At 42.9% G+C, this 2698-nt stretch carries 1 protein-coding gene; it reads left to right on the top strand.

Annotated elements, in window-relative coordinates:
• Positions 1 to 2698, top strand: a 2698-nt coding sequence (locus tag Q8907_15715) for a SprB repeat-containing protein (GenBank protein MDP4275717.1), incomplete at both ends; no start/stop codon positions are given.

The following is a 2698-nucleotide window of genomic DNA, read 5'->3' as shown; positions in this document are numbered from 1 at the left end:
TGCCGTTTGGGTGAACCCGAAATCCCGCCTCAGGGTTGAAATACCTGATACAATTTTCTGTGACAGCAGCAGGATAGTGTTTAACCTGCATACCTTAAACGGTAAAGTGCTTGGAAACAAGGCGTACAACTTACGAAAATCTTATGATACCGATTCTATCCATAGCACGCTTGAAGCTAAGGACTATGGAATTAATAACCCTGCGACCCTGTCTGATACTTTGATTAATAAAACTGCCAGTTACCAGGTTATCAGGTATACTTTTACGCCATATATTGAAGACAGCCGTCCGGGTTATGGGGCTCATCGTTGCTATCAGGATAAAGACACTTCTATTGTTGTTTATGTCAATCCACTTCCGTCAATGAAGGTTGAAGCACAGGATACCCTGTGCAACGAAACTGCAGTGAAATTCAATATTAGTAGTAGAAATGGTTCAGTAAAAGGAGATAAAATGTATTATCTCACAACCCTTCAACCCGATAGCATGAGTGGATCGAAAATCACCGGTACCTATCCGGTAGGAAATTTCACGGATACACTCATAAACCATTCCCCGCATCTGAAGACGGTTGCTTATCATTTTATAGCACAAATAAAAGATAACCGGCCCGGGCATAATGATTTCTGTTTGATTGGTCGCGATACCACTCTTAATCTGAGGGTGAATCCTACTCCGGGAATTTCATCCTGGGCTATACGCGATTCTGTTTGTTTCCAGGAAGGCAGCATCCTGCATGTTTCGACACCCAATACCAATACAGGGCAATGGGCTTATGATGTGCATTCTTCTTCTTCAGATTTGAATGTAACCGGTTTTAGGCAGGCAACCGACACTTCTGTTTTCAGCTTTACCGATTCCATCCGGAACAACAGCGATACGGTTCAATATGTTTATTATCAATTTGTTCCGTCAATTTTACATCCCAGCAGTAAGATTGTTTCATGTGAAAGTGGAATTGCGGATACGACAGTAGTGATGGTGGCTCCCAAAATAGTGCTTGCTCTGCGTAAGGATACAGTAATTGGAGGATGGAGTGTGAGCTGTAACGGAAGTACCAACGGAAAGATTCATTTAGGGGCACGTGGAGGTTATCATCCCGCCGGATACCTTTATTCATGGAGCCGTTCCACTACAGGCAGTGATGGTTTCAATGTTTCTTCGCAAAATCAATCGAATGTACGTTCGGGGCTTTATACGGCGATGGTTACAGACAATATAGGGTGCAAAAACCAGGATACCATCAGATTGAAGCAACCACCTGCCCTTGTTACGGAAATAGTCAGACAAAAGGATATTAGTTGTGCGGCCCACAGTGATGGTGCGCTCCGGGCAAAGGTCAACGGAGGGACGCCTGCTTACCGTCTTTCTTGGGCAGGTCCTAACCACACTTCCTGGGGCAATGTTTATACCATTTATAATTTACCTGAAGGGCCTTATACGCTAACAGCTGTTGATACAAATAAATGTGTCAGTACTTATTCCATGAAATTTACCAGCCCTGCGGATGTAACCAGTGCCCTGAATCCTACGCCTGTTACCTGTTTCGGTGGTAACAATGGGACATTCAGCCCTGTTTTTGGGGGAGGAAGTACTATTGTTTCTTATTCATGGACAGGGCCTGAGGGGTATTCATCCAGCCGGCGGAATATAGAACAACTTAGAGCCGGATTTTACAAATTGAAGGTAACCAATTCAGATGGTTGTTATTATGAATTTGGTGACAGCATTAAACAGCCTTTTAAAATATCTGCAACCATTGATACCTCATATTATCCCCCATATAACATCAGCTGCTACGGCAGTACTGACGGTTTTATTAAGCTGAGTCAGATCCGTGGAGGACGGGGGAATCAGTATAAATATGAATGGGCAGATAATTCGGATACATCCTTTATAACCGGGACAACAACAAAGACTAATCTTCCGGCAGGAATTTTCTATATTAAGATGATTGATACTGCAAAATGTTCAGTAATTGATACCATATCCTTACATCAGCCTGATTCATTGATATTGAATAATCAAATTTCGGATTACCATGGAAGACAGATATCCTGTGCAGGGCAGGAGGATGGCTTTGTGCACCTTTCACCTTCCGGGGGCTTTGGAACATATACATATTCCTGGACAGGCCCGGGAAATGCAGCTTTAAAACCCAATGAACAAAACCAGGATAGACTTATTGCAGGGCAATATAATCTTACTCTGACCTATGGTGGCCGTTGTACTAAGAATTGGACTTTTAACCTGACAGAACCTCAAAAATTGAAGTTGAATCCTGTAATTTCAGATTATTCGGGTTATGCAATCAACTGTCAGGGTTATAATAGTGGTAGCGTGCATCTTAATGCTACCGGAGGAACGCCTGAATATATTTATGATTGGCAGACAAATGGCGGTTCTGGCCTTGTAAATGGTGATTCCTTGCAGGATAAACTTACTGCCGGTGCATATTCAGTTGTTGTTAATGATCTGAATAATTGCAGCGTCAGGGACACTTTCCTTTTACAACAACCGGACAGTATGAAAGTAAGCTCTTGGAGTACCGATATGACTTGCAATCCAGGTAATGACGGAACCATTACCATCACGCCTGCAGGCGGGGTTTCTCCTTATGTTTATAACTGGGGCGATGGTTCCGAAGGCTCGAAACATACCGGATTAAGTGCAGGAATTTATCATATTCAAGTTTCA

Source organism: Bacteroidota bacterium (assembly GCA_030706565.1).
Classification (GTDB): domain Bacteria; phylum Bacteroidota; class Bacteroidia; order Bacteroidales; family JAUZOH01; genus JAUZOH01.
Note: the sequence above shows the minus strand (reverse complement) of the source record. Positions and strands in the feature narration are given on the sequence as shown.